17 protein-coding genes are annotated in these 23,480 nt (G+C 64.3%); 8 read left to right on the top strand and 9 right to left on the bottom strand.

Going from position 1 to position 23,480, the window contains the following annotated elements; genetic code table 11:
* Positions 1-305: 305 nt before the first annotated feature.
* From K9L28_06695 to K9L28_06675, 5 genes are all read left to right on the top strand, one after another.
* A complete protein-coding gene (locus K9L28_06695) occupies positions 306-938 on the top strand; it encodes an L-fuculose-phosphate aldolase (protein ID MCF7936008.1) in 633 nt (210 codons plus the stop codon).
* A 3-nt stretch (positions 939-941) separates the two neighbouring features.
* Positions 942-1,925 carry a threonine/serine dehydratase gene (locus K9L28_06690; protein MCF7936007.1) on the top strand — a complete coding sequence of 328 codons (984 nt, stop codon included), beginning with the start codon at positions 942-944 and terminating at the stop codon, positions 1,923-1,925.
* Positions 1,926-1,984: 59 nt separating this feature from the next.
* Positions 1,985-3,103, top strand: a complete 1,119-nt coding sequence (locus tag K9L28_06685; GenBank protein ID MCF7936006.1) for an efflux RND transporter periplasmic adaptor subunit — start codon at positions 1,985-1,987, stop codon at positions 3,101-3,103.
* Between the two features lie 3 nt (positions 3,104-3,106).
* Positions 3,107-6,226, top strand: a complete 3,120-nt coding sequence (locus tag K9L28_06680) for an efflux RND transporter permease subunit (GenBank protein ID MCF7936005.1) — start codon at positions 3,107-3,109, stop codon at positions 6,224-6,226.
* 82 nt (positions 6,227-6,308) lie between these two features.
* Entirely contained in the window at positions 6,309-7,160 is an 852-nt protein-coding gene (locus K9L28_06675) for a DMT family transporter (GenBank protein MCF7936004.1), read from the top strand.
* A gap of 181 nt (positions 7,161-7,341) precedes the next feature.
* On the opposite strand, the gene K9L28_06670 is transcribed toward K9L28_06675, so the two are convergent.
* A complete protein-coding gene (locus K9L28_06670) occupies positions 7,342-8,361 on the bottom strand; it encodes a dihydroorotate dehydrogenase-like protein (GenBank protein ID MCF7936003.1) in 1,020 nt (339 codons plus the stop codon).
* 127 nt (positions 8,362-8,488) lie between these two features.
* Positions 8,489-9,379 (bottom strand): DMT family transporter, encoded by an 891-nt coding sequence (locus tag K9L28_06665; protein MCF7936002.1) that lies wholly within the window; start codon positions 9,377-9,379, stop codon positions 8,489-8,491.
* Positions 9,380-9,622: 243 nt separating this feature from the next.
* Between K9L28_06665 and K9L28_06660 the strand changes: the two genes are divergently transcribed.
* The gene (locus K9L28_06660; protein MCF7936001.1) at positions 9,623-9,940 is read left to right on the top strand and encodes a hypothetical protein; all 318 of its coding nucleotides are present in this window, start codon (positions 9,623-9,625) and stop codon (positions 9,938-9,940) included.
* On the opposite strand, the gene K9L28_06655 is transcribed toward K9L28_06660, so the two are convergent.
* Both K9L28_06655 and K9L28_06650 read right to left on the bottom strand, forming a co-directional pair.
* Positions 9,937-11,175 carry an HD-GYP domain-containing protein gene (locus tag K9L28_06655; GenBank protein ID MCF7936000.1) on the bottom strand — a complete coding sequence of 413 codons (1,239 nt, stop codon included), beginning with the start codon at positions 11,173-11,175 and terminating at the stop codon, positions 9,937-9,939. The two genes, K9L28_06660 and K9L28_06655, sit on opposite strands and share 4 nt — an antisense overlap.
* 237 nt (positions 11,176-11,412) lie before the next feature.
* The gene (locus K9L28_06650; GenBank protein ID MCF7935999.1) at positions 11,413-12,138 is read right to left on the bottom strand and encodes a serine/threonine-protein phosphatase; all 726 of its coding nucleotides are present in this window, start codon (positions 12,136-12,138) and stop codon (positions 11,413-11,415) included.
* Positions 12,139-12,364: 226 nt separating this feature from the next.
* Between K9L28_06650 and htpG the strand changes: the two genes are divergently transcribed.
* A complete protein-coding gene (gene htpG, locus K9L28_06645; protein ID MCF7935998.1) occupies positions 12,365-14,269 on the top strand; it encodes a molecular chaperone HtpG in 1,905 nt (634 codons plus the stop codon).
* A gap of 96 nt (positions 14,270-14,365) precedes the next feature.
* Here the strand turns inward: htpG and K9L28_06640 are convergent, their stop codons facing one another.
* The 5 genes from K9L28_06640 to K9L28_06620 all read right to left on the bottom strand — a co-directional run bounded on the left by K9L28_06640 (position 14,366) and on the right by K9L28_06620 (position 22,265).
* Entirely contained in the window at positions 14,366-17,266 is a 2,901-nt protein-coding gene (locus K9L28_06640) for a calcium-translocating P-type ATPase, PMCA-type (GenBank protein MCF7935997.1), read from the bottom strand.
* 22 nt (positions 17,267-17,288) lie between these two features.
* Positions 17,289-17,792: a phosphatidylglycerophosphatase A gene (locus tag K9L28_06635; GenBank protein ID MCF7935996.1), complete on the bottom strand. Its 504-nt coding sequence runs from the start codon at positions 17,790-17,792 to the stop codon at positions 17,289-17,291.
* 184 nt (positions 17,793-17,976) lie between these two features.
* Positions 17,977-19,167, bottom strand: a complete 1,191-nt coding sequence (trpB, locus tag K9L28_06630; GenBank protein MCF7935995.1) for a tryptophan synthase subunit beta — start codon at positions 19,165-19,167, stop codon at positions 17,977-17,979.
* A gap of 300 nt (positions 19,168-19,467) precedes the next feature.
* Positions 19,468-20,919 (bottom strand): hypothetical protein, encoded by a 1,452-nt coding sequence (locus K9L28_06625; GenBank protein MCF7935994.1) that lies wholly within the window; start codon positions 20,917-20,919, stop codon positions 19,468-19,470.
* 23 nt (positions 20,920-20,942) lie between these two features.
* Complete coding sequence (locus K9L28_06620; protein MCF7935993.1) at positions 20,943-22,265, bottom strand: MFS transporter; 1,323 nt, start codon at positions 22,263-22,265, stop codon at positions 20,943-20,945.
* A 227-nt stretch (positions 22,266-22,492) separates the two neighbouring features.
* Between K9L28_06620 and K9L28_06615 the strand changes: the two genes are divergently transcribed.
* Positions 22,493-23,377, top strand: a complete 885-nt coding sequence (locus K9L28_06615; protein MCF7935992.1) for an MBL fold metallo-hydrolase — start codon at positions 22,493-22,495, stop codon at positions 23,375-23,377.
* Positions 23,378-23,480 lie beyond the last annotated feature (103 nt).

The raw sequence follows: 23,480 nt of genomic DNA, 5'->3' as shown, positions 1-23,480 counted from the left end.
GTCGCAACAGCAACCAAAGATCCCGACGAGGGAGACCACACCGTCTGCTGCGGGTGCGATTCCCGCACGCGAACCGTCACCAGTACCGTTCGGGTGACGTGTGGGCAATGTCATGTTTGTCCATGTTTTGAGGAACGGTGCGGTAGCCAGGGCGGTCTTTGTGTCGGTGGCCATTGGGCGTTCCCTCCTCTTCCTCCTATTGTAGAGCACGATGTGCCGGGGATGGTTGCCCTGCATTGCGCGCACGGGTAAGATAGGTGCGACGTTTGGATACAGAAAATGCAACGGTTCGGAGATGGTAGGCAATGCTGATGCAGAAGGAGCGGGAGGGGCTTGCCGTTTTCGGGAGGAAGATGGTGGAGCGGCGGCTCACCACGGGGACGGGCGGCAATCTCAGCGTGCGGTCCGGAGAGCGGATGGCGCTCACCCCCAGCGGCATGGAGTACGATGCCGTCGCACCGGAGGACATTGTGGTGATGGACCTGGAAGGATGCGTCGTCGAGGGCGCACGGAAGCCATCCAGCGAGTATCCCTTGCACCGTACAGTCTACCGCGGGTGTCCCTGGGCCGGGGCGGTGGTGCATACCCACTCGGTCTACTGCACGGTCATCGCCTCCATGCGGTGGGAGATCCCGCCGGTGCACTACCTGGTAGGGCTTGCCGGAGAGCGGGTCCCCTGCGCCCGCTACGCTACCTTCGGTACCGAGGAGCTGGCGGAGCACGCACTGGAAGCCCTCGGTGCGGGGAAGGCGGTGCTTTTGGCCAATCACGGTCTTCTGGCGGCAGGAACGGATCTGGAGGAGGCCTTCACCATCGCCGAACAGATCGAGTATGTGGCCGAGGTCTACTACAGGACGTCTTGTCTGGGATCCCCCGTCCTGCTCGGGCGGGAGGAGATCGCCGCAGCGCGGGAGCGTTTCGGCGGTTACGGACAGTAAGATATGGAGGGGTTGCAGATGGAATTCAGTACAGGGATCACCGATGTTCTGCTGGCGGCGCGCTTTCTGAAGGGCAAGATCTACCACACGCCGACGGAGTACTCCTTTGGTCTGAGCGAGCGTTTCGGCACCGATGTCTTCTGCAAATGGGAGAACCGGCAGATGTGCGGTTCCTTCAAGATCAGAGGGGCGCTCTACAAGATGTTCGCCCTCTCCGAAGAGGAGCGCAGCTGCGGTGTGGTGACCTCCTCCTCGGGCAACCACGCCCAGGGTGTGGCCACCGCCGCCGCCATGCTGGGCGTGAAGGCGGTGATCTGTGTCCCCTCGGTGACGCCGGAGACCAAGCGCCGGGCCATCCGCGCCAGAGGCGAAGGATGGGCGGAGCTGCGGATCGCCGGGGCGATGTACGATGAGGCCGAGGCGGAAGCCACGCGCCTGTCCCGCGAAGAGGGGATGACCTATGTCTCCGCCTTCGAGGACCACCATATCATCAGCGGTCAGGGGACGTTGGGCCTGGAGATGCTGACGGACGAACCGGAGCTGGATCTCCTGCTCTGCCCCGCCAGCGGCGGCGGCCTGATCAGCGGGGTGGCCATCGCCGCCACGGCGCTCCGCCCGGGGATCTCGATTGTCGGGGTCCACGCCGAAGCCAATCCCTCCTGGACGGAGGCCTGGAAGGCCGGGCACGCCGTCCCCGTGGAGGAGCAGGAGACCCTTGCCGAAGCCCTCTGCGGCTATCTGCCGGAGAGCACCTTCGCCCTGGCCAAACGGTACATCTCCGGTGTCGCCGCCGTAAGTGAAGAGGAGATCGCCGAGGCCATGCGTTACGCCCACACCGAGCACCACCAGGTGGTGGAGGGCGGCGGCGCCGTGGCCCTGGCGGCGCTGCTCGCCGGCAAGGTGGATCCCGGCGGCAGAAGGGTAGGGGTTGTCGTCTCCGGCGGAAACGCCGATGATGAGGAGCTGGTGCCGCTGGTGGCCCGGTAGGGTCGCAGCGGCGGGCTGTCGCGACAGCCAGAAGGCGGAAGGTGCGGGAGGGGAAACAGGTGGAACGTAGACGGACACATCGCTGGGTACGGATCTCTCTCTGGCTTGTCTTGTTGGCGGCCGGTATCGGTCTGCTGGTGTTCAGGCTGGTCGCGCCGGAGCCTTCCCAGCCGCCGCCGAAGAACATCGCCGAGATCCACGAAGAAAAGGGGCTTCCGGTTGTCGTCCGGACTGTGGAGTCCGGCCCCTGGGAGCTCTGGAAGAGCTACTACGGCAGGGTGCGTGCCTCGGTGGTACAGGAGGTGGGCTCCTTTGTGCGGGAATATATCACCGCTGTCAATGTCGAGGTGGGCGACACCGTCGAGGAGGGCGATGTGCTGCTGGAACTCTCCAGGGAGACCCAGGCCGCCGACATGAGCGCCGCCGTGGCGGACTACAGGGAGGCCAAGCGGAACTACGAACGGAAACAGCAGCTCTACGAGGCGGGGGGCGTGCCCAAACAGGATGTGGAGAAGGCCTATGTGGCGCTGAAGCAGAAGAAATCCCGGCTGAGCAGCGTGAGCACCGCCGTCTCCCGAACCAAGGTGCGTTCCGAGATCGACGGGGTGATCACCCACAGGAACGCCGAAATCGGCGAGATCGCCGAGGCGGGCCGGGAGCTGCTCCGGGTGACCAATATGGAGATCCTGGAACTGGTGATCAATGTGCCGCCCCAGGATGCCGGCACCATCCGCAAAGGTGCGCCGGTTCGTGTCTCCCGGGACGGCAGCGTCATCAAAGGCCGCGTCAAGCGCATCGATCCCGAGGCGACGGAGGGCACGGGCCTCTATCCCTGTATCGTCCGTCTGGACCCGGTGGCTTCCATCTATCCGGGGACCTATCTGGAGGCCAGGCTGCTGGCGGACTCCCGGCAAAGCGTGGTCACCGTGCCCTACGAGGTGATCCGCCGCGAGGAGGGCAAGAACTACGTCTTTGTCCTCTCCGGAGATCAGGTGGAGCGGCGGAGCATCCTGACCGGGGCGGCCCAGGGCGGACTGGTGGAGGTGGATTCGCGTCTCTACCCCGGTGAACGGATTGTGGTCCGGGGGATGGAGAGCCTCTACGACGGCGCCAGGGTCTGGATCCAGAACGGCCGGGAGAAGGCCGTCAGCCCCGATGCCGTGCCGGTGGAGCCGTAGACGATGCATCTGATCCGCGTTTTCGTCCGCCGCCCCGTCCTGACCAGCGTCACGGTCCTGCTGGCTGTGGTGATCGGCATCTACAGCTACTTCGATCTCGGTGTGGCGCTGCTCCCCGAGGTGGACATCCCTGTGGTGGTGGTCTCCACACCCTACAGCGGCGCCGGTCCCGCCGAGATGGAGCAGCTCCTCAGCAAGCCTGTCGAGGACGCCGCCGCCCAGGTGGAGGGGGTCGACAAGATCCAGAGCTACTCCCTGGAGGGGGTCTCCTTTGTGGTGGTCTGGTTCGACTACGATGTGGACACCTCGCAGGCGACCCAGGATGTCTCCAACAAGGTGAAGTCCATCGCCGGCACGCTGCCGGAGGACGCCGGCGATCCGGTGGTGGAGAAGTACGATATCAACGCCCAGCCCTTCCTCACCGTGGCGGTGACCTCCAACCTGCCTCCGGAACAGGCCTACGATATTGTGGAGAACCGCATCCAGCGGCAGCTTACCCAGCTGAAGGGACTGGCCAAGGCGGAGCTGCTGGGCGGCCGGGAGCGGGAGATCCATGTCTACCTGGAACCGGCGCGGCTGAACCAGTTCGGCGTGTCCCTCTCCCGGGTGGCCGCGGCGATCAGGCGCAACAACTTCAACGACCCTTCCGGTCATATCCAGAAGGGAGAGCGGGAGCTCTCGGTCCGCGTGGAAGGCGAAATCGGTGATCCCCACCAGCTTGAACGGCTCCGGCTGCCCCTGACGGACGGCGCTTCGGTGCGTCTCGGCGATCTGGGCGTGGTGGAAGACACCACGGCGGAGGAACGCCGCTACGCCACCTACAGAGGGCGCGAGGCCATCTTCGTGGAGTGTATCGCCTCGCCCAACGCCAATATCGTCTCCCTCAGCGACGAGATCCATGGCATCCTCGACGAGGTACGGGGGCAGCTTCCCGAGGGGTTCACCATTACGGTCACCAACGACGACTCCGACTTCGTCCGCAAATCGGTGCGCAATGTCTTCCGGGATATGGCGATCGGGATCTTTTTCACCGCCCTCATCCTCTTCCTCTTTCTGCGCGGGCTGGGGGTTACCATCGTGGTGGTGCTCACCATGCCCACGGCCATCGTGGCCACCTTCATCGCCATGTACGCCGCCGACATCACCATGAATGTCATGAGCACCCTGGGACTGGCCATCTCCATCGGCGTGCTGGTCAACGACGCCATCCTGGTGATCGAGAACATCTTCCGCTACCAGGAGCTGGGCACGCCGCCGCTGGAGGCATCGGAGCGCGGAACCTCGGAGATCACCCTGGCGATCCTCTCCACCACGGCCACCAATCTGGGGGTCTTCATCCCCGTGGCCTTCATGGGCGGCATCGTCGGCCAGTTTCTGCGGGATTTCGCCATCACCGTGGTTTTCGCCAGCCTCTTCGCCCTCTGGGTGGCCTTTACCCTGACGCCCATGATGGCCGCCCGGATCTCCCACGGCCGGCCCACACTGCTCACCCGTTTCGCAACGGGCTGGTTCCAGTGGCTCTACCGGGGTTTCGAAGAGCTGCACCACATCCTGGTTCGGGTGGCGCTGCGGCACGCCTATCTGACGCTGCTGTTCTTTATCCTCCTCTTCGTGGGGGGGATCATGCTCTTCCCGCGGGTGGGCATCGAGTTCTTCCCCAAGGCGGACAGAGGTGCGGTGACCGTGGAGATGGAGCTGCCCACCGCGGCGTCACTCTCCTACACCAAGGAGGTCACCAGGGATGTGGAGGCCTTTGTGCGTGGGTTGCCCCACGTAGAGGCCGTGGAGGTGCTCATCGGGGGGCGGGGTTCCAGCACCGGGGTGAATCAGAGCCGGGTGCGGATCTTTATGGACGAAACACCCGATCGCCCGAGCACCTTCGAAATCGCCGACATGATCCGTCCCTATCTGGCGGCGATCCCCGACGTGACGGCCGCTATCAGCGCAGCGGGATCGGGAGGAGGCGGACCGGGCAAGCCTATCCAGATCTCGGTGCTGGGGCCGGAGATCAACGTGCTGAACCGCGTCGCCGAGCAGGTGCTCGCCATCATGCGCGACACCGAGGGGGTGGTGGACGCCGCTTCGGACTGGAAGCTGGGCCGCCCCGAGCTGGAGCTCCAGCCCAAACGATGGCGCCTGGCCCAGCTCGGTATCGATATGGATCATCTGGCTGCCGAAGCCCGGGGCTACATCACCGGGAGCAAGGCCGGTGTCTACCGGGAGGGCGGCGAGGAGTACGATATCCTGGTCAAGCTGGCTCCCGACAGGGTGGACAACATCTTCCAGATCCCGAATCTGCCTGTCTCCATCAACGGGGGCACCGTGCCGCTCAAACTGCTGGCGGATTCCACCTTCGGCGTGGGACCCACCAGCATCCGGCGGAAGGAACGTCAACGGGCGGTGACCGTCAACGCGGATGTCTCCGGGACCTCTGTGGGCGAGGCCTTCGGCCGTATCCAGCAGGGGATGGATGAGATCTCCCTGCCTCCGGGCTACCGTTTCGACTACGGGGGCGAGGTGGAAGACATCCGGGAGAACTTCCGGCTGCTCTTTATCGCCTTCGGTATGGCGGTGGTGCTTACCTTCCTGATGGTGGCGGCGATTCTTGAGTCCTATCTCTTCGCGCTGGTTATCATGCTCACCGTGCCGCTCTCGGTGATCGGGTTCATCCCCGCACTGGTGCTTACCGGCACCGCCATCTCCCTCTATGGGGCGCTGGGGGTCATCATGCTGGTGGGCCTGGTGGTGAACAACGCCATCGTGATTGTCGACTACGCCGAGCGGATGCGCATTGGGGGCATGACCCCCGGCGACGCGGTCTGGGAGGCCGTCACCGTCCGGTTCCGGCCCATTGTCATGGCCGACATGACCTCCATGATCGCCATGGCGCCGCTGGCGCTCGGCCTCGGGGTAGGCGGGGCGTATCGTGCTCCCATGGCTCTGGTGGTGATCGGCGGCTTGCTGGCCAGCGGTACGCTGGCGCTCTTCGTGATCCCGCCCGTGTACGTCAAGGTCTGGGCCGTCAAGAGCTGGTGGGCCCGCTGGCGGAACCGACATCATCTCGGCCGGACCGGGATGGTGGACAGCTCTTCCCAGGAGGAAGACCAGGGAGATGTCAAGTGAACGAACCTGACGATGCTGGAAGACCACAGTGCAGACACAGCTGACGGCCACGCGGAAACAGGTGCTCCTGGCCGATGCGGCCATGGTGGGGATCGCCGCCTTCTGGGGTGCCGGATTCGGAGCAAGCCACTGGCTGCTGGGATACGTCTCTCCACTCTGGCTGATCGCCGTGCGCTTTCTGATCAGCGGCGGGATCCTGGTGGCCATCTTCTGGCGGCGGCTCCGCTGGGTGGAGCCCAGGGACCTGCTGCTGGCTTCGGCGCTGGGGGTGCTGGTGGCGGGTACCTATCTGGCCCATATCATCGGGCTCTCCATCACCACACCGGGGAAACAGTCCTTTATCCAGGGGGCCAATGTGGTGATGGTGCCCTTTCTCTTCGCACTGATCTACAAGCGCCGGCCGTCGTGGTTCGCCTTCAGCGGCGCGGCGCTCACCACGGCGGGGCTCTTTATCATGGCCTTCACCCCGGGGATGAGCTTCAATGTGGGTGACCTCTACTCGCTGCTGCTGGCCCTGGGCATCGCCCTGGACGTGCTGGCCATAGGGTACCTCTGTCGGCGGATGGATCCGCTTTCCCTGGCGGTGGTGCAGATCGCGGCCGCAGGGGTGGTGCTCCTTGTGGTGGCCGCCATCTTTGAGCCCTGTCCGAATCTGCTGGCCTTTGCCCCCAGGGTGTGGGGCGGGATCCTCTTTGTGGTGATCATCGTGACGGTGCTTCCCTTTCTGGCCCAGCCCATGGCCATGCGCTTCAGCCCCGAGACCCATGCGGCCATCATCCTCTCCCTGGAAAGCCCCATGGGATATATAGAGGCTGTGATGATGGGACAGGAGGCGCTGAATCTCCAGGTGGTGGTCGGTGGACTGGTGATCCTCGGCGGGGTGGTGGTCGCCGAGATGGAGACCTGGTTCCGGAAGTACTGGACCCATCCGTAGCGCCGGCGTAACGGTACTGTTACACATTCTGCAGTTCGGCTGTTACACCCCGGGGGGAGAGCTGCTACTGTATCGAACGGCGGGAGTACCGGTAGAGTCGGAATACAGATGAACAGGGAGGCCGGTGCGGGGCACCGGTCCTCCCTCGGCTGTGTCCGGGTTGCTTCGGTTTCGAGGCGTCTCAGATCAGCGGATAGTCGTTCACGCTGGCGCCGGACTGCATGAGGATGCTGACGTACTGGGCGCGTTCGTAGGCGTACTCGTCGTCGCTGTGCAGTTTGTCAAGCTTGCCGCGGAGCTCGTTGAGACCCTTGTAGCCCCGGGCGTCCAGCCACTGGTTCATCTCGGTGCGCATCGTCTCCAGGTAGGCGAGCTTGTTTTTGTAGAGGGTGCCCACCATCTGGACCGTATCGGCGCCGGCCATGATCATCTTCACGGCATCCTTGGCGTCGGTGATTCCCCCGCTGCAGCAGATATCCGCCTTGAGCTTGCCGTGCAGCAGTCCGGCGAAACGCAGGGGCAGACGGTGTTCCTGGGGTTCGCTGAGGTCGAAGGTGAAAACCTGTTGTTCCCTGTCCACGTCGATGTCGGGCTGGAAGAAACGGTTGAACAGCACCACCGCGTCGGCGCCGGCGGAGGCCATCCTGCTGACCACATTCAGGGGGTTGGTGTAGAAGGGGCTCAACTTCACCGCTATGGGGAGGGAGAGCTCCTTTTTGATATCCTCGACGATGCGCAGCTGTTCTTCTTCGATGAACTGAGCCTTTTTGTTGGGGTCCGTCGGCGTGGCGTAGAAGTTCAGTTCCAGACCGTCTACGCCGGTGTCGGCAAGCCGCTGCGCCCATTTGCGCCAGACCGATTTCGTCACGGCGTTGAGGCTGGCGATGACGGGGATGTCGGCGGCCTCCTTGGCTTTCCGGACCCAGACGAGGTGCTCCTCGGGACCGCCCTCCGATTCCGGCGAACCGGGGCGGAGGGGGAATTCGCTCTGATGGCGTTGCCCGAAATACATGACCAGGTCTTCCATCCGCTGGTTGGAGATCTGGACCTGCTCTTCGAAGAGCGACGCGGTCACCAGGGCGCCGGCGCCCGCCTCTTCGAGCTGTTTCATGGTCGGGAGGTCGGCGGTGAGCTTGCTCGCCCCGACGATGAAGGGATTGTTCAGCTCCAGTCCCATGTACTGTGTTTCCAGCGTTGCCATGCTTCTCTCCCCTTTCTTCTCGGAGTTGCGTTTCTTCCATGACGGACAGGCATTCCGAAACTGTTTCCGCCTTCCTGTTCAAGTATAGTGGTGTTGTGCCGCGACCACAAGGGACCGTACCGGATCCCTACCGGCCGATGATCACCGTACCCACAACGATGCAGGCCACGCCGAACCACTGCCTCCGGCTGACCTCCTCCTTGAACAGCAGCATGCCCAGAAAGGTGGCCAGCAGCGGGCTGGAAGCGGTGAGGGGGCTGACCAGCGAGGCGGGGGCCCGGTCCAGCGCGGCGGCGAGACAGAGCCCGGCGATGGCCAGAGCGATGGCGCCGGAGGCCATCACCTCCAGCCAGGTCACAAGCCGTGCCTTGAACAGCGGCACCGGCCGTTTGAGGGTCCTGGATTTCACGAACCAGACGGCCCAGATGGCCGGCAGAAAGGCACAGCTCCGCCAGAAGTTCAGCGTGATGTAGTCCAGGTCGGTGTTCACCATCACCCAGCGGCTCACCGGGAAGGACGTTCCCCAGCAGAGGGCCGCCCCCAGAGCCAGGAGGAAGCCCTTCTTGAGATCGGCGCCGGCCATTCCCACGCTCTTGACGTTGCGCAGCAGGTTCAGACCGAAGATGACCGCCAGCGTTCCGGTGAGAATGGGGAGTGTCACCCGTTCGTCCAGCCAGATGACGGCGATGGTGGTGACCACCAGAGGGTAGATGCTGGCGATGCCTGTCGCCCGGCCCACGCCGGTGGCGCCGATGGCCGACATGTAGAAGAGATCGCCGGTGACATTCCCGATGATGGTACCGCAGGCGATGAGGGCGATCACCCCCGGTGCGGCCATGAGGTGCGGGGGATGCATGATCAGTACGGCGGTGACCATGAAGCCCAGGAAACCCAGTGAGCGCATGGCGTTCATCTTGAAAAAGGGCAGCTCTTCGGCCATATTGCGGCGGTAGAAGAGCGGAGCCAGTGCCCAGCAGAGCGCGGTGGCAAGAGCAAAGAGAATGCCCGAAAGCGGCATGGGGAGGCCTCCTTCAACGGATGGATGTGTCTCGATTGCAGCAGTGGACGCCGCCGCGCACAGGGGCGGCGAAGGGCCGCTCAGGAGGGCTCGGGTGCCGCCGATGCGGTGCTGCAGGCTGCAATGGAGCCTCCATATCCTAGCAGTTTTGGAGGATCTGTGCCATCAGGGACGATGTGACATGACAGAGATGCGCTGCCTTGTTAAAATGGACCTATGAATCCGCCGAAAGGAGACTGTCCCATGCAGAAACGCGAATTCGAAGAATACCGAAGACTCCGCACCGCACTGGAGGAGAGGGCCGTCGAGCTCTGCCACATCTACGCCGAGGAGTACTACGATCTCGACCACGACGAACGGGATATCGTTGTCACCAATCTGGAGGTCGGCCGAAGCGGACGGATCCTTATTCAGTATACCTGTGGGGATATCGAGGAGATGCTCTACCTTCCGCCGGAGTATCTCTGGCGGACCAATGAAGAGGTGCGCGTGCTGATGGGTCGCGACCGGGCCCGGAAGGAGGCCCACCTCCGATCACGCCGCGGGGCGGGGAAGGGTTAGGAGCACCGTTTGGTGAGGAAACCCAGCGCCGAGTGGATCGGTCCCCTCCAGCTGTCCAGCGTGGTCAGCGTGCACCTGTCGTCCTGCAGCGCCGGCGGAAGGCCGGGAAGCTTGCCGATATGCTCCGCCAGGCCGTTGAGGGATGTGCCGCCGGTGAGGATGTCGTCCTTGCCGGCTTTTCGTATGGCGCCGACGGAATCCTTTGTTTCCTGTGAGAGGGAGGCGATGACGTAGATGTTCACGGGGGGCTTGTGATACGCCTGGAGCGTGGCGCCGATGAGCCCCTCGGTAGTGAACAGAAGGCTCCCGGCGGGGTAGGGCGGGGCGATGGCCGTGAAAAGGGGGACCAGTGTGGGGTCGAAGTACCCGCCCGATTCGCTGTCGATGATGTCAAGCGCCTTCTGGGGGAGGAATCCGGCACGGTAGGGACGGTCGGTGACCAGGGCGTCGTAGACGTCCGCCAGAGAGGCGATGCGCACCAGCGGCGGGATCTCCTTGCCTGCCATCAGATCACCGCTCTTCGGGCCGTAGCCGCTGCCGTCCCAGCGCTGGTGGTGGTGGAGTACAATCGCCTTGGCCATGGGGTGGATATTGGGGTTGTTCCTGATTAGATCGAACCCGTGTTGGGGATGCTCCTTCATGATGTCCATCTCCTGCTCTTCAAGCCGGCCCGGCTTGTTGAGGATTGTGTCGGGGATGTTCACCTTGCCCAGATCGTGGAGGGAGGTGCCCAGGGCGAGGTTGACCTGGTCCTGGTAGCTCATTTCGGGGATGAGTTCCTGTTCCGAGGCCTTGGCGGCGAGCAGCACCGCGGTGACCATCACCATCCAGGAGTGTTCGTAGGTGTACTGGTCGTGACTGGAGAGATACCTGATCTCCCGAAGAATCTGGTCGTCGCCGGCCAGGATATCCTTGATCAGCGAGGTGAGGTTCTCGGTGAGCTCCTTCAGCAGCTTCCGGTCCAGCGTTTTCTTCTCGGCGAAGATCTGATGGATATGTGTGATCTCATGCTGGATCTGCCTGGCCCGGGTGTCGTTGAGATGGCTGGGGGAGCCCGGCTTCTCCTCGTCAGGGGTGAGGGCGATCTTGACGAACTGCACGCCGCTTTTTTCGAGGCGGCGGATGTACCGCTCGTTGAGCACGACTCCACGGGCGAGGAGCGTGTTTCCCGTTGTGTTACGGATGTCTTCCCCCAGAACGAGGCCGGGGCGGAGGTCCTTTGTGGCGAGCATCATCGGCATGGGACGCACCTCTATATCTTGAACACTCTCTTCTTCCTGGGCAGATGACGGAACATACCGAGCATGCCGTCGGAACACACAAAACCAGCACTTATCATACCCTATGGACGTTTCCCGTCAACGGCTGACTGTGACAAACGTGGGGTCGTTTCCGGTATGTGTGGAGAGATCCTGGAGGGCGGCCACGGGTGGTAGGCGCTTCCCCGCCAGTGTGTTTTGGAGGTGCGGAGGTTATTCCATCTGGACGACGACGGCGGTGTAGTTGTCCTGTCTCGGCGTGCCCAGCCGCAGGACCTCCTCTTCCAGCAGGCCGGTCCATTCCTCGGGTGTCGCCGCGTCCCGTGCCGTGGCCTCCATCCGTTCCTCGTCGACGGGTTCCCAGAGGCCGTCGCTGCAGAGCAGAAAGCGGTCACCCGGCTGGACTGTATCTGTTCCGGTCGGCACGGAGAGGTTTGCCTCGTCGGGATGTCCCAGACAGCGGGAGAGCATGTTCCGCATGGGATGGTGCCGGAGATCGCCGGGCTGCAGCCGGCCTGTACGGACCATCTCGCCCAGCGGCGTGTGGTCCTCGGTGAGCAGGCGGAGGGCCCCCTCCCGAAGGAGATAGCAGCGGCTGTCGCCCACATGGGCCCACCATGCCTGGTCGCCCTGGACCAGCAACGCCACCACGGTGGTCATCATCTCGGGCAGGTCCCTGCGGGTCTGCTCGGTGCGGATGCTTCCGTGGGCCTCTCCGACGGCCGAGGCCAGGACCTGTCCGTCGCTTTCCAAGCTCGATTCGAGTGAGCGGCGCATGACGTCAGTGGCGATGGCGGAGGCCACCTCGCCGCCCTCCTGGCCGCCCAGACCGTCGGCGACGACGGCGAGGCAGCCGGACGGAAGGTTCGCGAAGGTCCAGCTGTCCTCGTTGGTGCCGCGTTCGCCGATACGGGAAAACCCCGTTCCTGTACAGCGCATTGCCGATCCCCCCTGGTGCGATCTGCCGACTCCGTACAACATCGGTTGTCAAGCCACCAAAAATTGGTAGGATATGCTGTTGCCGGTTGCCCGTTGCGGAGATCTCCTGCGTGCCGGACCGAACCGGTTTTTGTTGTGCACATCACCAAGCATACCATACTGTGCTCCCGACAATCCGGGAGACGCGTCCCGGTTGCGGGAAGCAAGCCCAAAGGGAGGGAACAGAATGACAGAACACACCGCAGAGACCTTTTCGTTCAAGAGCGAAGGGAAGCAGTTGCTGGATCTGATGATCCACTCCGTGTACAGCCACAAGCAGATCTTTCTCAGGGAGCTCATCTCCAACGCCTCGGATGCCCTGGACAAGCTGCGCGTGGAGAGTCTCACCGACCTGGAGCTGGCGCCTCTTGCGGAGGATCTCCACATCCGCCTGGAACCGGACAAGGAACAGCGTACCCTCGCCATCCACGACAATGGCATCGGCATGGACCGCGATGAGGTCATCAACTACATCGGCACCATCGCCAAGTCGGGAACCCAGGAGTTCCTGAAAATCCTGCAGGAGCAGAAAGGGAGCGAGGTGCCTGCGGAGCTCATCGGCCAGTTCGGCGTGGGCTTCTACTCCTCCTTCATGGTGGCCGACCGGGTGGAGCTGATCACCCGCAAGGCCGGCAGCGACCAGGCCTGGCGGTGGGTCTCCGATGGGGAGGGCACCTTCACCATGGAGGAAACCGAGCGTCAGGAACAGGGAACCACGGTGATCCTTCACCTCACCACCGCCGACGAGGAGGAGAACCTGGAGGACTACGCCGAGCCCCAGGTGCTCCGGCGGATCGTCAAGCGCTACTCCGACTTCGTGGCCTATCCCATCCGCATGAAGGGTGACGAGGAGGACGAGGTCCTCAACTCCATGAAGGCCATCTGGACTCGGCCGGAAGAGGAGGTCACCGAGGAGGAGTACAACGAATTCTACAAGCATATCAGCCACGACTGGCAGGACCCGCTGCAGCGCATCCGGTACAGTGCCGAGGGGACCAGCACCTTCAAGGCGCTGCTCTATATCCCCGCCAAGGCACCCTTCGATCTCTATATCCAGGATGTGGAGCGGGGTGTGCAGCTCTATGTCCGCCGGGTCTTCATCATGCAGGACTGCAAGGACCTGATCCCCGAGTATCTCCGTTTCCTCAGGGGTGTGGTGGACTCCGAGGACCTCACACTGAACATCTCCCGGGAGCTGCTGCAGAAAAACCGCCAGATCCGGATGATCCGCAAGAACATCACCCGGAAGGTCCTGGACACACTCAAGAAGATGAAAAACCAGGAGCCCGACCAGTACCGGATCTTCTGGGGCGAGTTCGGACGGGTGCTCAAGGAGGGGATCCTCCACGACGAGAAGCAGCGGGAGACCATCATGGAGATGTCGCTCTTTCCCAGCACCACCGAGGAACAGACCTCGCTGCAGGAATACATCGACCGGATGTCCGAGGGGCAGAAGACCATCTACTTCCTCAGCGGTGCGTCCCTGGAAACCCTCAAGGCGTCGCCCCATCTGGAGGCCTTCCGGGAGAAGGGCTACGAGGTGCTGCTGCTGTCCGACCAGGTGGACGATGTCTGGAGCCAGATGGTGACGGAGTTCAAGGACTACCAGCTCCAGTCCGCCGCCAAGGGTGCCGTGGAGTTCGGCGAGGAGGCCGAAGACAGCGAGTCCGGGGAAGGCCGGGAGAAGGAGAAGGAACAGCAGGCTCCCGCGGCGTTCCTGCAGGCCCTGGGCAGGAAGCTGGAGGACCACGTCAAGGAGGTGCGGATCTCCAAACGGCTCACCTCCTCACCGGCCTGTCTGGTCGGCGAGGAGCACGACATGTCGCCCCAGCTGGAGCAGCTGATGAAGAGCATGGGCCAGGAGGTGCCGCCCACCAGGCGCATCCTGGAGGTCAACCCGGGGCATCCGGTGGTGCGCAGGCTGGAGCGTCTCTACGAGACCAACCCCGACGACGACCGGCTGCAGCACTACGGACGGCTCCTCTACGGCCAGGCGGTCCTCGCCGAAGGGGGCACCCTGGACAACCCCACTGAGTTCAGCCGCGAGCTGGCCGAGTTCATGACCGAGGCCATCGGGAGCGATACCGAGTAACACCCAGGGGCTCACCGCATAGGAGAAACAAAAAACGGCAGGGGATGGCCTCCCCTGCCGTTTGCCCGTGCTGGTGGGGCCGAATCCCCCGGTCTGTCAGGCCTTGGCCCGGCGTGTGAGCCACCATCGCTGCAGCCGGCCCAGCAGCAGCACCGGCGAGGTGCAGAGGATCACGGCGATCCACTGGGTGAGCGATAGCGGGACGGTGCGCATCACGGCGCCGCCGAACTGTACAATGGCCACCTGCCCCAGAAAGATGATCCCCAGGATCACCAGGAAGGTGCGGTTCTGGCCGAGCATGCCCACCACCGAGTATCCCTTTCGCCCCAGGCCGCGGGCGTTGAAGAGGTTCCAGAGCTGGAGCATCACGAAGGTGGTGAAAAAGAGGGTCAGCTCCCGTTGTGTCACCGCCCCGTCACTCTCGATGACCAGCAGGAAGGTCACTGTAGCGACGATGAAAAGCCCCCCCATGCTTGCGAGCCGCGACTGCATCACCGGTGTGACGATGAAGTCCCTGAGGCGGCGGGGCGGGTTTTCCATGAGGCGCCAGTCCGGTGGTTCCGTGGCCAGCGCCAGGGCGGCAAAGGTGTCCATGATCAGGTTCACCCAGAGCATCTGGATCACCGTCAGCGGCAGCTCGATACCCAGAAAGGGGCCCAGCATGGCGGTGCCCACGGCGGCGAGGTTTACCGTCAGCTGGAAGAGGATAAAGCGCTGGATGTTCAGGTAGAGCGACCGACCCCACATCACCGCCCTGGCGATGGTGCCGAAGGAGTCGTCCAGCAGAATGATGTCGCTGGCCTCCTTGGCCACAGCGGTGCCGGTGCGTCCCATGGCCAGTCCCACGCTGGCGTAGTTCAGCGCCGGGCCGTCGTTGGTGCCGTCGCCGGTGACGGCCACCACCTCGCCTTCCTCCCGGAGCAGTCGGACCAGCCTGAGTTTGTCCGACGGCCGTGCCCGGGACATGATGCGCAATTGCCGGGCGGCGCGGCGGGCTTCCTCCTCGTCCAGGGCGGCGAAGTCCTTCCCCTTGATGTGGAGCGTTTCTTCGTCGTCGCCCTCGGCCAGCAGGCCGATCTGCCGGGCCACCTCGCCAGCCGTGCCGGCGTGGTCGCCGGTGACGATCTTGACGTCGATGCCCGCCTGCCGCACCTGCTGCACAGACCGGGCCACCTCGGGCCGCACCGGGTCCTCGATGGCCACGAAGCCCAGCCAGGCGAGCCCCGCTTTGAGGGGATCCTCATCGCCGGCCGCGTCAAGGGGGCCTTCGTGGATGGCGAAGCCCAGCACCCGCATTCCCCGGGCCTGGTAGGAGGTGATCTCCCCGGCGATCCCTTCGCGCTCCTCCTGGCCGAGCTTGCGTTGGCTGTCGCCGTTCCCGATAGAGGTGCAGTGCTCCAGCAGCATCTCGGGGGCTCCCTTGATGTGGAGCCGTTTCTGTCCCGCTTCGTTGACGCCGTAGGTGGCCATGTACTTCCGCTGGGTGGTGAAGGTCCACTGCTTTGTGACGGTGAACCGGTTTCTGATGGGCTGGTAGCCGATCCCGCGGTCGTGGAGGGCCATCAGCAGGGCGCACTCCGTGGGGTTGCCCAGTCGGGTCGGATTGCCTTCCTCGTCGGTGCCGAGGTTGGCCGTGGCGTTGACGGCCATCCCCTCGACCACCTCCGGAGGCAGCGTCCCGTCGTCGCTCTCCGGGAAGCGTCCGGTGCGGACATTCATCCGGTTCATGGTGAGCGTGCCCGTCTTGTCGCTGCAGATCACCGTGGCGGCGCCGATGGTCTCGCAGGCGGTCATGCGGCGGACCAGGTTGTTGGTGGCCACCATCTTGCGCATGCTGTAGGCCAGCGAGAGCGTGGTGCTCAGGGGGAGCCCCTCGGGGACGGCCACCACAATGATGGTCACCACGATCATGAAGTACTGCAGGAAATGGAGGGCCACCTCGGCTGGCAGCCATGCGCCTGGGGCGTGGGGGATCAGCCCGGCCATCCGCCCGACGAGCAGCACCGCCAGAAAGAGCGCGGCGGCCCCGAGCACCGAGGCGCCCCAGCTTGGGGGAGTGCGGAAGGGTTTCGGTGTCGGTCCGCGGCCGGAGAGGACAAAGGCGTCGTCCACCACGGGGAACCAGATCCGTGCAAGCGCCAGCAGAACGGCGGCGGTGGCCCCGGCGGTGAAGAACCACTGGCCGGGGGAGAGGTCGAACTCGCCGGCGACCACACCCCGGCCGATGAGGGCTGCGAAGGTGACGGCGGCCACGGAGAAGCCGAAGATGCTGATCCACCGACCCAGCCGGTCCAGCTGCCGGAGAAGGGGGGAGTCCTGTTCGGTCTTCTCGGAGGCGCTGCGTGCGGTCTTGCCGATCTCGGTGCTGTCGCCCACGGCGGTGACGCGCATAGTCCCGTGGCCTTCGGACACCAGGGTCTCGCGGAGGAGGTTGTAGGGTGGATAGGTGTGGTCTCCCTCCCGGTTGTCCCGTTCCTTCCAGGGGGCCTTGCGGATGGGTACCGACTCGCCGGTGAGGCTCGATTCGTTGACCTGCAGGGAGACGGCCTCCACCAGCTCGCCGTCGGCGGGGATCTCGTCGCCGGTCTCGACGAGCACCAGGTCGCCCACCACCAGGTCCCTGCGGGGGACCGTGGTGTAGTCTCCGCTGCGGATCACGGTGACGGGGGCGTCGTCGCTGGTCTTGTTGAGGAGGTCGAACTCCTTGCCCGCCTTGTACTCGTTGATGAAGGCCACGAAGGTGGCCAGAAAGACGGCTGTCAGGATGCCGAACCCCTCGATCATGCTTCCCTCGAACCAGCCGGAGACCAGGGCGATGACGGCGGCCACCAGCAGGATGCGGATGATGGGGTCGTCGAACTTCTCCAGAAAGAGCTTCCACCAGGGGTCCCGTTCCGGCGGGGTGAGCACATTGGTGCCGTACTGCTCCCGGCGCGTACGAACCTCCTTCTCGGTGAGTCCCTGCAGTGTCGGGGTGTTGTCTTCGTGACGCTCCATGGCTGACCTCCCTGCCAGGTGGTTACACTCCGAACAGCGTCGTGTACCGGACCAGGATATGCATGACCACTGCGGCGTAGGTGGCGCTGACCAGGTCGTCGGTCAGCACCCCCCAGCCGGAGTGCCAGTTTCTGTCGATGTAACGCGCGCCGGGGAGTTTGATGATGTCGAAGATCCGGAAGAGGAAGAAGATGGCCAGCGCTCCGGCCAGGCTCCGGGCCGGGAAGAGCAGGGCGGCGAAGAGGTACCCCGCCACCTCGTCGAGAACGAAGTGGGAGGAGTCGCCTTCCTTCCAGTATGCTTCGGCCCAGTTGTTGAGGAGAATGGTGCCGGCGCTGAAAGCCAGGAATCCGGCGAGCACCACCCCGTACATGACGGGCATGGAGGCCTGCATGACCGCAAGATGGAGTCCCAGGCCGATGAGTGCGGCGAAGGAGCCGGGGCAGAGCGGCAGGAGCCCCAGGCCGAAGCCTGTGGCCAGGACAAAGCGTGGTGACCAGCTGTGTTTCTCTTTGATGGGTATCACTCCCTTAGATGTGGATTGTAGCACACCGTTTCAACAGCCCTTCGGGTCGGCTGTGGTGCCGGAACCCGGGCGCGATCTCCGGATCCGGACTGCGGGGAGCCTTGGTGGCGGCCTGGTTGGGAAAAAAGGACCGCCCCGGGATATCCCGGGGCGGCGAGAAAGGGAGGTTCGGTGTCGCCGGTGGTTATCGGGTTTTGAAGACGCTGTCCATGTCCTTGTCGCCCCGGCCGGAGAGGTTGACCAGCACCGTCTGGTGCGGTTCCAGCTCGGGGAGGATGCGCAGCGCGTAGGCCACGGCATGGGCGCTTTCCAGTGCCGGGATGATCCCCTCCTTTTCGGAGAGGTAGGCGAAGGCGGAGAGGGCGTCCTCGTCGGATGCGGTGTCGTAGTGTACCCGGCCGCTCTCTTTCAGAAAGGCGTGTTCCGGCCCCACACCGGGGTAGTCCAGTCCCGCGGAGATGGAGTAGACCTCCGCGGGCTCGCCGTTGTCGTCGGTGAGCACGTAGCTGCGGAATCCGTGGATCACGCCGGGTGCGCCCTTGGTGAGGGTGGCGGCGTGCTGTCCCGGGTCGAGATTCCTGCCTGAGGGCTCTACGCCGACGATCTGGACCGAGGGGTCGTCCAGGAAGGCCGAGAAGAGCCCGATGGCGTTGCTGCCGCCGCCGACGCAGGCCACCGCGTAATCGGGGAGCAGCTCTTCCCGCTGCATGAATTGCCCTCTCGCCTCCCGGCCGATGACGCTCTGGAAGGTCCGCACCATCTCGGGATAGGGATGGGGCCCAACCGCCGACCCCAGCAGGTAGAAGGCCTCGGGGCGTTCCACCCAGGCGGCGATGGCGGCGTCCACCGCCTCCTTCAGCGTCTGCTGCCCCTCCTGAACGGGGACCACCTCCGTGCCGAGAAGCTTCATCCGCTGCACATTCGGCGCCTGGCGCTCCACGTCCACGGCGCCCATATAGACGGTGCACCTCATGTTCATCAGCGCCGCCACGGTCGCCGTGGCCGTGCCGTGCATCCCCGCACCGGTTTCGGCGATGAGCTCGGTCTTGCCCATCCGCCTGGCCAGCAGGGCCTGCCCCAGGGCGTTGTTGATCTTGTGGGCGCCGGTGTGGTTCAGATCCTCCCGCTTGAGGAAGAGCCGTCCGCCGCCGAGGGCCCTGCTGGTATTGACGCACTCCGTGATCGGTGACGGCCGTCCCACATACTCCTGGAGGAGACGTTCCAGCTCCGCCTGAAAGGTTTCGTCGGCCGCGGCGGCCTGAAAGGCCGTCGCCAATTCGTCGAGGAGCGGTTCCAGTGCCTCCGGTACGTACCGTCCGCCGAACTCCCCGTAGTATCCCGCGTTCCGCACCTGTTCCAGCTGACTCTTCTCCATCTTCGCTCAACCTCCTCATCGTCTTTGTTGCCTGAGCTGATATACGAAACGGGGGCTTCCCCTGCAGGGCGCCCCCGTGGATGCACAAAAAAGGGGGCCGTGAAGGTTTCGCACCTCCACAGCCCCATGAAGCCATGGCGCTGCGGGGTGGCCTAGGGCCACCACCACCAGCTTGTATAGGTATTTGCCTGTACGGCACTCGGCGCTTCGCTGGCTCGTCTCGTCATCCTCGACTCACTCCCTGTGCTGGAGTATACCACCCTCCCTTTGGAAGGGCAATACCGGTTTTTGCCTTTGCCCCTACTGCTCCTTGGCCTTGGGGATCTTCCACTGGAACCACTGGCGGATCTTGCGCCCCAGGATGCGGTAGCCGTCGGCCTCTCGGGTGACCCATTCCAGATAGTTCCTGCAGAAGGCCTCCTGCAGGCCGGCGATGGATTTGCCCTTATTGCTCTGCAGCTGGGCGAAGGTGTCCTTCAGCTCCCGGTCTTCGTCGGCGTCCCACCGGAGGAGCGCCAGGGCGTGGGCCACCGAACGGCGGATGTCCCGCGGCGGCACCAGCGGGAAGAGCAGTGTGTGGTCATCCCAATTGTACAGCCCGTTTCCCGTGCCGGGGCAGATGACGACCCTGGGCAAGCCGTGGGCGCGGATCCGGAGGGTCCGTACCAGTTCGGGGTCGACCTGCAGGATCCGCTGCAGCTCTGCGGAGATGCTGCTGAAGGTGGCCGGCGGCTGTGCAGGGAAGAAGAAGGGCGCCGGGTCGATGTGGCTCCGCGTTGCGGCCCGTTCCAGAAACTGCCTGTTTTTCTGGAGGAAGGAGGTCAGCTCCTTCCGGATGTCCGCGATCCCCCTGTTTCTGTTCCGGTCGGCCAGTCGCTCCCGTCTGCCGGTGGTGCGGCGGGCCTCCTCCTGGAGGATCACAATGAATTCAGCCAGCTGTTCGACGGTTTTGTCTAGCTGGCGGAATTGAAGGAACTGCTCCAGATGGTCCTCGCTGAGCCGCTGCTGGACCGCGTCCAGCAGCGCGTTGCGCTCCTTCAGTGCGGTTTCGTAGTCGCCGGCCGACTCGTGGATCATTGCTGTTTCCGAGGCGGTGGCGAAACGGACCCGCTGGGTGCGGAGCCGCCGTTCCATGGCGACGGTCACGCTGTTGCCCATGGTTCTGTGGAAGGTCAGGGCACGCTGCTTCTCCTCCTCGGAGGCGGCGAGCCGCAGCATGATCTCCTGGAGCATGAGCTGCCGCTGCTGGGTGGCGGCGAGGCGTTCTTCGAGATGCCGGATCCGGTCCTGCAGTGTATAGGAGCCGGCCATCCCCGGCAGCGGTTCGTCAAGGGGGAGCTGGGAAAGCAGGGCGTACTGCTCCCGCAGAAGTCCGGAAAAGCGGTAGTACCGGAACTGGTCCAGCGGCGGTGTCTCCTCGAGCAGCTCCGTCGCCCTGTCCAGGAGGTTCTTTTCCTCGGTTCCCACCACGGCGATGTCGAAAAAAAGCCTCTCCGCTTCCCCGAATTCCAGGTATTTTGGTGGATCGTCGAGGGGGATCGCGTTCACCAGATAGGAGCGGCAGAGCTCCCAGTAGAGGTCGCGCAACTGTGTGCGGAGCTCCCGACGCTCCCGGGACACCTCCCGGGAGCGGGGCATCCCTTCGATCTCCTGAAGGCGTGTCTGGGCTTGCCTGAAGGCGTCTACGTGCTGCAGGGCGTCGCCGGAAAGGGTCTCGGCGAGATGGTCGAGGGGGGAAAGCTGATTCACCATGGTTTGAGGCTCCTTGTCTCCGTTTACGATTCCTGCGCCGCCGCTGCGCTGTCGAGCCATCTCAGGGCCGGCGCGGCGGCGGCGATAGCGGCGATCACCACAGCGAAGGTCACCAGGTAGCCTTCGTGGGTGTGGGTGCCCGGCTGGGCGCCTGGAAAGAGATCCAGCAGTCCTCCGGTTCCCCACTGAAAGAGGATGACGGTAATCATCACCAGCATGTTGATGCAGCCCAGGGCGACGCCCCGCTGGTCGGGGCGCACCACATCGTTGATGGCCGAGGCGAAATGGACGGTGGTGACCCCCGAAGCGATTCCCAGAACACCGCCTGCGGCCCCGACGAGAACGAGGGGCCAGCGGAGCGCGATGCCGGACCAGAGCAGCATCCACAACGCCGTCTGCAGTGTGTAGAAGGTGACCAGACAACGTTTGCGCTGCGTCGCCAGGGGGGCGATGTATCCCCCCAGCAGTGTCCCTATCATAACCCCGACACTGATGAGGGTCGCCCAGTTCCGTGCCGTGGCTTCACTGGATTCGTAGGCCGTGGCGTACCAGGAGACCGCCCAGAGCCCCTGCAGCCCCAGCAGCCCCGCCACGGGTACCGCCCAGAGCAGTGTGACGGCCAGGAGGTGCCTGGATCGCTTCAGGGTCCGCATCCCGTCCGCCAGGCGGGCGAAAAGCCGCATCTCCCGGTGTCCTTCCTGCCTGGCCGCCGTGCCTGTCACGGGGTCGCTCCGCTTCAGCGCCAGGAACAGGAAGGCCATCAGGAGGCTGCAGAGTGTCAGTGCCAGGAAGACAGGGGTCTTGCCCATGCTGTCCAGGGCGTATCCCAGAGGGGCCACGGAGGCCACGGCGCCGAAATTGCCGGTGGCCAGGGTGATGCCGGAATAGAAGGGGTAGCGTGACCTGGGGAAGGCGCTGGCCTGATAGACCAGGGCGCCCGAGAAGACCGGAGCCAGTCCAAGACCGGTGAGCAGCCGCCAGGCCCCCAGTGAAGCGGGCGTGGAAGGGAGCAGGAAGACGGCGATCCCCACACCCGCCACGACCATCCCGACGCCGGCCACCCGCACCGGACCGAAACGGTCGTGCAAGGCGCCGCAGAAGGGCTGCAGAACGGCGTAGGCGTAGTAGTAGAGGCTGGAGATGAATCCCGTCAGCGAAGCGCTCATGCCGAGGAGGCGCGCCTGTTCGGGGAGCACCACCGAGGCGGAGACACGGAAGAAGAAGGTGAAGAAGTAGGCCGCCACAAAGAGCACGAAGAGCAGCAGCGCCTTCAGGGGCGTGAGCCCTGATGACTTCCGTACCTCCGGCAGCATACCTGGAGCGGTTCGGTCGGAATCTCTGAGCAACGGTGGAGACCCCTCCTCCAGGAGTGTGTCAGTCTGTGTAGCGTCAACCTCATGATACCAGATATCACCCCGCACCGCGGAATGATTCCCGGTGCCCCTCACCCTGGATCCCTGTCGCGATCAGCATATTAGAGATGCTACAATACCAGCAGATCCAGCAGACCGCAGTGCAAAGCACTGCGGAACACGGCGGTCTTCGGGCCGCCGCCCGGGAGAGGTGGTAGCACATGCAGGACTACGGAAGGCTGGAGGGGTTGCGGGTCACCATTGTGGCCGAGGATTCGGTGCGGTACGAGTCGCCCTACTGGGGGCAGCACGGCATCTCCTTCCTGCTGGAAGCGCGCACGGCCGAGGGGGAGCATCGGGTGCTTGTCGATGTGGCCCAGGACTACACCGCACTGCGGCACAATATGGATCTCCTGGACATCGATCCGTCCACACTGGATGCGGTGGTCCTCACCCACTGCCATTACGACCACACCAGGGGACTGGCCCGGCTGCTGGAGGATGCCGGGACCGCGGATCTTCCGGTTATCGCCCATCCCGATCTCTTCCGCCCCCACTTGGTGACGGCTCCCTGCATCCGCCATGTGGGGGTCACCGCATCGGACAGCCGGGAGCGGCTGGAAGAGCGGGGGGCGCGGATGGTGCTGGTGCGGGATCCATTGCCGTTGATGCCCGGTCTGGTCACCACCGGCGAGGTGCCACGGACAACCTCCTACGAGAGCGCGGGGATCGCCCTGATGACCGTGGAGGACGGCACGCTCCGACGGGATCAGGTTCTGGACGACATCTCCCTGGCGGCCTCCGTCCGCGATGAGGGGGTGGTGGTGGTCACGGGCTGCAGCCATGCGGGAATCGTGAATATCACCAGGCAGAGCCTTGCTCTCTATCCCGGCGAGCCTCTGGTGGGGATCACCGGAGGGTTCCACCTTATCGAAGCCGATGCGGAAAAGATCGAGCGCACCGTAGAAGGTCTCGCCGAACTCGGTCCTCAGTGGATCCGCGCCGGCCACTGCACCGGTTTCGAGGCGCAGATGGCCCTGCGGGGCACCTTCGGAGAGGCCTTCACGCCGCTGCGGACGGGGGATGTCTTCAGCGTTGGCTGGTAACGGCGGGACGCTCTTTCCGCCGCTGCGGATCCTGGGTACCGAGTCGCTGGGGGTGCGGGGGCTCTGTGCGGTGGTGGAGACCGGGGCGGGGACGGTTCTCCTC

The sequence above is a fragment of the Synergistales bacterium genome (assembly GCA_021736445.1).
Classification (GTDB): Bacteria; Synergistota; Synergistia; order Synergistales; family Aminiphilaceae; genus JAIPGA01.
Note: the sequence above shows the minus strand (reverse complement) of the source record. Positions and strands in the feature narration are given on the sequence as shown.